Raw genomic sequence first — 7,094 nt, forward strand, 5'->3', positions numbered from 1 at the left:
GCGCAGCGCGATCTCAGCGTCATCGCCGCGACCGACAGCCTGACGGCGGTGCTGAACCGTGGCGCCTTCTCGATGCTGGTAGAAGCCTATCTCGAGCAGACCCGCAAGCAGGAGCAGACCCGCTCGGGGGCGCTGCTGATCATCGACGCCGACCACTTCAAGTCGATCAATGACCGCCTGGGCCATGATTGCGGCGATCAGGCGCTCAAGCTGATAGCGCAGGCGATCAAGGGGCAACTGCGTGGCGGCGATATCGTCGGCCGCATCGGTGGCGAAGAATTCGGCGTGTTTCTGCCCGGTGTGGATCCCTCGCAATCCTGGGTGGTTGCCGAAAGCATCCGCCGACGTATCAGGGAGATGGAATTCTCACCCGGCGGCAGGCCTTGTCCGCTTTCCGTCAGCATCGGCGGCACAAGCTTTACCGGCCCGATCACCTATGAGGAAATCTTCTCCGCTGCCGACAAAAGGCTTTACACGGCCAAGTCGAACGGACGCGATCAAGTCAGTTTCGATCCGGCCGGAACGTCTGCGGCGCCCAGCGTCGCCACTGTGCATTGACGGCAGAAACTGCAGAAGGCTGATCGGGAAGCTCTCGAAACCGACGCAGGCCGCTTCTCTACGCTTCAATGCTTACAGTCATGTTCCGGGCTTCCGATCTCTACGGATAGCTTGCCGGCTCGATCGGCCATGGACTGCAACCGCTTACCGGTATACTACCCGCGCGTTGGCGATGTTTCGTTGTCGGCAGAAACGGTTCTGACTCCTGAGTTTCCAAGCGTTCCGGCCGACGTGCGATCCTGATTTTTGATGCTGGCGAATATGGCGGAAACGGTCAGGTAACCACACAGCTATTATGATCCATTTGTTCAACGGCTTTCAGGATCCCTTCGGCGGCAGTGATCTCAAGACCTTGGAACTCTATCGGCTGTTGAGCGCCGATTCTGAGGTGCGCCTTTGGGCTGCGTCATCGAGGGCTTCAGATGAATTAATGCGGCAATTCCCGATACGCCGTATTTCCCCGCTTACGCGAAAAGTTCCGGATGGCGGCACTTACGTCTTTCTCGGAGCGCATTGGCGCAACAAGGTGTGGCCTTACCTGATCCCAAGGCCGCGCCGGCTGATTTACGACTTCAACACCCTTCATCCGAAGGTTCTCAACCTCACCACGCGCATGCCTCGGAGCTTGGGATGGCCCGCCGCCGAGATAGTGGTTGTTTCCGACTTTCAGAAGCGATTGCTCCAAATCGAAGCCACCGTGCACCCGTCTCCGATCGAGATCGAACGTTTTTCACCACGGCGTCAGGATTCGGATCGTCCGTTCACCGTCGGACGCTTGAGCCGCGACGGACCGGGCAAGCATCATCCCGATGACGTACCCCTCTACGAGACATTGCTGGCCGAAGGTACAGCCTTGCGGATTCAGGGCGGGACAGGGCTCAAGGACAGCCTCACGCCGCATCCGCAACTCGAGCTGTTGCCAGCCGGCCAATTTTCCGCCGAAGCGTTTCTGCAGACGCTCGACGTGTTTTATTATCGCACCGGTTGGCATGTGGAAACCTTCGGACGCGTCGTGCTCGAGGCGATGGCCTGCGGGTTGCCCGTGGTCTGCCATTCCCATGGCGGTTATTCCGACCACATCAGGCATGGCGAAAACGGTTTCTTGTTCGAAACGACGCAGCAGGCGGCGCGGATCCTGGCCGATCTCAAAGCCGATCCGGCGCTGCGGACGGCAGTGGGCCTCAAGGCACGGCAGACCGTCGAGCAGCTCTATTCTTCCCAAGCTGTGCGACAGAGGCTGGATTTCTACCTGCGTTAGCGGCACGCCATCCCTTGGGCCGTGGGACATCCTCGGCGCAACAACATGCCCGCTGTCATCGATCTCGACATCGCGCTAAAGCAGGCACGCAAAGCGGACGATTGGGGCTGACAGGCAGCGGCGCGCCACGGACTGGGCAGGATTTTATCGATGACATTGATGGGCGCGGCAGCACTGCTGATCCTGATCCTGACTTACGCCGGTGTCGCCATTGGCCGCATCCCCGGCCTGCGCCTCGACCGGGCAGGGATCGCGCTTCTCGGCGGCGCCGCGATGATCGCCATCGGCGCGCTCAGCATGGAGGATGCCTACCGGGCGATCAATTTCGACACCATCACGCTTCTGCTCGGCATGATGATCGTGGTGGCGCATCTGAAAGTGTCAGGCGCCTTTCGCGGCCTCGGCGCCGTCGCCATCGAGCACGCGCACGCGCCCTTCATGCTCCTGGTGATGGTGACGCTGCTGACCGGCGTGTTGTCGGCCTTCCTGGTCAACGACGCCATCTGCCTCGTCATGGCGCCGATCGTCGTCCACGTCACCCGTGTCATCAAGCGCAACCCGATCCCCTATCTGATCGCCACCGCCACCGCGTCGAATTGCGGCAGCGTCGCCACCATCACCGGCAATCCCCAAAACATGGTCATCGGCGCGCTGTCGGGCATTTCCTATCCAGCCTTTTCGGCAGCGCTCGCTCCGGTCGCCCTGTTCGGCCTCGTCGCGGTCGTTGTCATCATCCGTATCGTCTACCGGGCCGAATTCGCCCGCACCGTGCAGCTGACGCCAGAGGTGTCGCGTGGCCGCATGCACAAGGGGCAGGTGCTGAAGGCGGTGGTGGTCTGTATCGGGCTGGCAATTGCCTTCTTCGCCGGCGTGCCCGTCGCCAAGGCCGCCCTCATCGGCGGTGCCATCCTCTTGCTCACCCGGGCGATCAAGCCCGAACGCATCTACCGCGAGATCGACGGCCCGTTGCTGTTCATGTTCGCCGGTCTGTTCGTGGTCGTCGCCGGCGCCGAAAAGACGCTTCTTTCGCCCGACATGATCGCTTCGGCCAAGAACCTCGGGCTGGACGACGTCTGGCGCCTGTCCGGTTTCACTGCGGTGCTCTCCAACATCATGAGCAATGTCCCGGCCGTGCTGGCGCTTCGGCCCTTCATACCCGGCCTCGAAAACCCCGAGCGCGCCTGGCTGGTCGTCGCCATGAGTTCGACGCTGGCCGGCAATTTCACGCTGCTGGGTTCGGTTGCCAACCTGATCGTCGCCGAACAGGCACGTGCCGCCGGCACGACGCTGTCGTTCGGCGCTTTTTTCAAGGTCGGTTTGCCGCTGACGCTGATAACGCTGGCCGCCGGCACCGCGTGGCTGGCTTTCGGGTTCTAAACCTGACTGCCTGAAATTCGCGCCCGCACCAGCGTCGCCGCGGCGCGGCCGGCGGCCTCGATGTAATCGGGGTTGCGGTGGATCAGCATGATCGAAAAGCAGCCGTCGATCAAAAGCACGATCTCGCGTGCCAGGGCTTGCGGCTCCGCGACGCCGTGGCCCGACAGGGCGCCGGCCAGCCATGTTTCGAAATTAAGCTTGTGCCGCGCGCCGACCTTGACCGCCGGATGGCCGGGCATCGAGGCGAGTTCGGCGGCCGTGCGCAGGAAGCCGCATCCTTTCCATTTCGGATGACGAGCGGACCTCGCCAGATTGGTGAAGATCGCCTCGACCTTGCGATCCGCGCCGCCTTCGGCGGCATCGAACCAGCTGGCCATCCGCTTCAGATTGGGTTGGTCGCGGCCATCGAGATAGGCGGCGATCAGGTCGTCCTTGCTCTTGAAATGGTAGTAGAGCGTGCGCTTGGTGAGGCCCGCTTCCTCGGCGACGGCATCGACGCTGACGCGGCCGATTCCTTCGGCATAGAAGAGCCTGGTCGCGGCATCGACAATGCGTTTGCGGGTAGGGCTCTGCGTATCAGGCATGAGCTTATGTATACCGACTAGTGAATATACACAAGCGGCAAAGGGCATAGTCTTCCAGCCATGAGCATGATGGAGAAGGAAGAGCCAAATGACAGATCTTATCCTCAATGAAACCAGGGATGGGATTGCCATCCTCACCCTCAACCGGCCGGAGAAGCTCAACGCGTTGAACTATGCCCTCATCGATCGCCTGCTTGCGATCCTTGATGGCGTTGAAGTCGACGACAGCGTTCGTGCGGTCATTCTGACCGGAGCAGGGGAGCGGGCGTTTTCGGCGGGCGGCGACATTCACGAGTTCTCGGCCAGCGTGGCGCTTGGCGTCAATGTCGCGATGCGGGACTTCGTCATGCGCGGACAGCGGCTGACGGCAAGGCTGGAAGCGTTTCGCAAGCCCATTATCGCCGCCGTCAACGGCATTGCCTTTGGTGGCGGCTGCGAAATCACCGAGGCGGTGCCGCTCGCCATCGCCAGTGACCGCGCTTTGTTCGCCAAGCCGGAAATCAACCTTGCAATGCCGCCGACCTTTGGTGGAACCCAACGCCTGCCCAGGCTTGCCGGGCGCAAGCGGGCGCTGGAGTTGCTGTTGACCGGCGACTGGTTTGCGCCGCCGCGGGCGCTTGAGCTGGGTCTCGTCAACGAGGTTGTGCCGCATGCCGAGTTGATGCCGGCCGCGATCGGCCTGGCCAGGCGTATCCTGCGGCACTCCGATCTGGCGATTGCCGGCATCCTCACGGCGGTGGCGCGCGGCCTCAACCAGAGCATCGCCGAAGGTTTGCTGGTCGAGGCCGAGCAGTTCGCCCGCATGGCGCCGACCGCTGATCTGCGCGAAGGGCTGAATGCCTGGATGGCACGCCGCGAGCCGGGCTATGACGGCTCGTGGACGCATATCGTGCGTCCCGACGAGGCTAGGCGAGCCTCGTTGGCGCTGGATCAGGGCGCCACCACCAAACGGCCTTTCATGTTGGGGTGAAAGCGGCAGAAATAGTCGACCGGTCCCGCCGTCTTCAATGTCAGGCTTGCGGATTTCTTCGGCGGGATCATCACTTCCCAGCCGCCTTTCACGGAGGCCGTGTGGGCGAACACATCCTTGTTCACCCACTCGATCGTATCGCCGATCTTGGCCTCGACGGTGGCTGGCGAGAACACCAGCCTGTCGATGATGACCTGGATGGTTTCGGCTTGCGCCGGAACGGTACCGACGGCCAGCGTCAACGCAATCCACAGACGGCGTTTCTGCATGCTCCCGGTCCTTACTTGAGCATGCCGGCGACGTGTTCGGCGTGCTGCTCATGGCCCTGGAAAATCTTCAGGCCGGTTTCCAGCAGGCTCTTCAGTTCGGCATTCTGCGCCGACGGGATCAAAAGGGTTTCGAGCGCCCCGTTGACCTGCTTGTGGTAGGCGACCTCATTGTCGACATAGGCCTTGTCGAAGGCCGCACCGTCGAGTTTGGCGAGCTTGGCCCGCTCCTCCGTCGCAGCTTTGGTCAGCGCCTGGCTGGTGGCGTTGTCTTCCGGCGTGACCTTGAGCTTCTTCACGAGGTCGAGCGCCTGCACGTTCACGGCTTCATGGTCGCGCACCATGTCGTTGGCGAAATCCACGACCTCCTTGTTCTTCGATTTTTCGATGGCCAGCTTGGCCGCTTCAACGTCGATGACCCCGGCCGTATAGGCGATGTGAGCGATCTGCGGATCGGTCGGCTTGTCGGCCGCTTGTGCGATCGGGGCGGTGCCGAGCAGCAGCAGGGCGGCGAGCGCGGCAATGTGTCGGATGGACATGGCATCTCCTTCGTCGGGACGCTGAAATCGCCCCGGACAGTGTTTTTCGGTTGACGGTCATTGGATGCTGGTCAGCGGCAAACGTTCCCGCTGAAATGGACTGAAATCCGCTGAGGCTCAGCTTTCCAGCTCGAGCCGCCGCATCACGGCGCCGGTCAGCCGTTCGCAACGCCGGCCGGCGAAGGGGAAGGCATCGAGCAGCACCGGCCCGATCTGATCGTCCAGCGCCTTGCGCACCAAGGCGCGCGCCCGGTGCAGCCTTGTCTTGACGGTTTGCGGCCGCACGCCGAGAAGATCGGCGGTCTCTTCGATGCTCAGCCCCTCGATCACCCGCGCCACGAACACCGTCCGGTAGACGTCGGGAAGGCTGTCGGTGGCCTGTTCGACCAGTTGGAGGATCTGCCTTTGCGCCATCGTCCGTTCCGGATCGTCGCTGGGATTGAGAGGGAACCGGATGATCTCGGCTTGCGGGTTTTCCGGCAGCGCCACCGTTTTGCGCCTTTTGCGCAGACGGCCGAGCGCCTCGTTGATGACGATGCGCGATAGCCATGTGGCAAGCGAGGAGTCGCCGCGAAACGCATCGAGATGGGCGAAAGCCTTGACGTAGGCCTCCTGCACGATGTCCTCGGCCTCGCTGTCATTGCGCATAACACCGCGCGCGATCCGGTAGAGCCGCTGATTGTGTGTCTTGATGATGGTGCGGAAGGCATCGCCGTCGCGCGCCAGCGCGCGGCTCACAAGCTGCATCTCGCCTGGCACGGCGGAAGGCGCGGCCGTCAAGACAGCAGGCATGGCCAGTTTCCTCAACCCAATCTCCGGACCCGAACCTCGATTGAGAGATTGGACGCTGTTGCCGGCAAAAGGTTCCCGAAGACTTTTCGCTGGGCCCGGCGGCGTTACCCTACCGTGGGACTGAAGGCTTGTCAGGCGGCCTGCAGGCGCGCCGTGGCCGCCAACAGATCGGTCTGGGTGATCAGCCCGAGAATCCGCTTGTCGTCGTCGACGATGATGACGGCGTGGCTGCGGCCGTCGGTGAGCACCGGCAGCAGACCCATGGCGGCGAAGCCGGCGGCGGCTGTTGCCGCGGGCGATATGACCGATCCGACCGTCCCGGAGGCCCGGGTGAGTTCGCGCAACCCCACGGTGCCTGCCAGCCTGGCTTCCGCATTGACGACCGGCAAGGTACGGATGTTGTGGTCAAGCAGCAATTGGCGCGCCGCCTCGGTGGAGGTGTGAGCATCGACCGAGATCACATCGCGCGACATGATGTCCTCGCACAGAAGGGTCTTGTGCGCGCGCACCATCGCCTGCAATTCGACCTGGCGCAGCAGCCGGTCGAGATCGTTGCGATCGATATCGAACGTCTCGTCGAGTGCGCCAAGTGCTGCATCGATGTCTTCGGACCGAAAGCCGATGCGCAGCTGCGCCGGCAGATCGCCGGTGCCGTGGCTGTTCGCCAGCGCTGCAACCGGCACATGCGGATAATTGCGCCGGGCCAGCCTGTGGAAGCCGTAGCCGAGGGCGACCAGCAGGATCGAGTTC

9 protein-coding genes are annotated in these 7,094 nt (G+C 62.7%); 4 read left to right on the forward strand and 5 right to left on the reverse strand.

The features are described from left to right. From EN943_RS33055 to EN943_RS33065, 3 genes are all read left to right on the forward strand, one after another. The coding region (locus tag EN943_RS33055; protein WP_164778505.1) for a GGDEF domain-containing protein at nucleotides 1-558 on the forward strand (558 nt) is incomplete at its 5' end. Nucleotides 559-853: 295 nt separating this feature from the next. Then, nucleotides 854-1,816 (forward strand): glycosyltransferase, encoded by a 963-nt coding sequence (locus EN943_RS33060; RefSeq protein WP_127416143.1) that lies wholly within the window; start codon nucleotides 854-856, stop codon nucleotides 1,814-1,816. A gap of 150 nt (nucleotides 1,817-1,966) precedes the next feature. Further along, the gene (locus tag EN943_RS33065) at nucleotides 1,967-3,193 is read left to right on the forward strand and encodes an anion transporter (protein ID WP_127416144.1); all 1,227 of its coding nucleotides are present in this window, start codon (nucleotides 1,967-1,969) and stop codon (nucleotides 3,191-3,193) included. Here EN943_RS33065 and EN943_RS33070 read toward each other — a convergent pair. After that, nucleotides 3,190-3,777 (reverse strand): TetR/AcrR family transcriptional regulator, encoded by a 588-nt coding sequence (locus EN943_RS33070; protein WP_164778506.1) that lies wholly within the window; start codon nucleotides 3,775-3,777, stop codon nucleotides 3,190-3,192. The two genes, EN943_RS33065 and EN943_RS33070, sit on opposite strands and share 4 nt — an antisense overlap. Before the next feature lie 88 nt (nucleotides 3,778-3,865). Between EN943_RS33070 and EN943_RS33075 the strand changes: the two genes are divergently transcribed. After that, a complete protein-coding gene (locus EN943_RS33075; RefSeq protein WP_127416146.1) occupies nucleotides 3,866-4,747 on the forward strand; it encodes a crotonase/enoyl-CoA hydratase family protein in 882 nt (293 codons plus the stop codon). Here the strand turns inward: EN943_RS33075 and EN943_RS33080 are convergent. The 4 genes from EN943_RS33080 to EN943_RS33095 form a co-directional block, all read right to left on the reverse strand. Continuing rightward, nucleotides 4,708-5,016 (reverse strand): cupredoxin family copper-binding protein, encoded by a 309-nt coding sequence (locus tag EN943_RS33080; protein WP_127416147.1) that lies wholly within the window; start codon nucleotides 5,014-5,016, stop codon nucleotides 4,708-4,710. The two genes, EN943_RS33075 and EN943_RS33080, sit on opposite strands and share 40 nt — an antisense overlap. Before the next feature lie 11 nt (nucleotides 5,017-5,027). After that, nucleotides 5,028-5,552, reverse strand: a complete 525-nt coding sequence (locus EN943_RS33085; RefSeq protein ID WP_127416148.1) for a DUF4142 domain-containing protein — start codon at nucleotides 5,550-5,552, stop codon at nucleotides 5,028-5,030. Between the two features lie 117 nt (nucleotides 5,553-5,669). Further along, nucleotides 5,670-6,344, reverse strand: coding sequence for an RNA polymerase sigma factor (locus EN943_RS33090; RefSeq protein ID WP_127416149.1), 675 nt, complete (start codon nucleotides 6,342-6,344; stop codon nucleotides 5,670-5,672). Nucleotides 6,345-6,475: 131 nt separating this feature from the next. Further along, a partial coding sequence (locus EN943_RS33095) for a CBS domain-containing protein (RefSeq protein ID WP_127416150.1) occupies nucleotides 6,476-7,094 on the reverse strand: 619 nt, incomplete at its 5' end.

It is taken from the genome of Mesorhizobium sp. M7A.F.Ca.US.006.01.1.1 (assembly GCF_003997935.1).
Classification (GTDB): Bacteria; Pseudomonadota; Alphaproteobacteria; order Rhizobiales; family Rhizobiaceae; genus Mesorhizobium.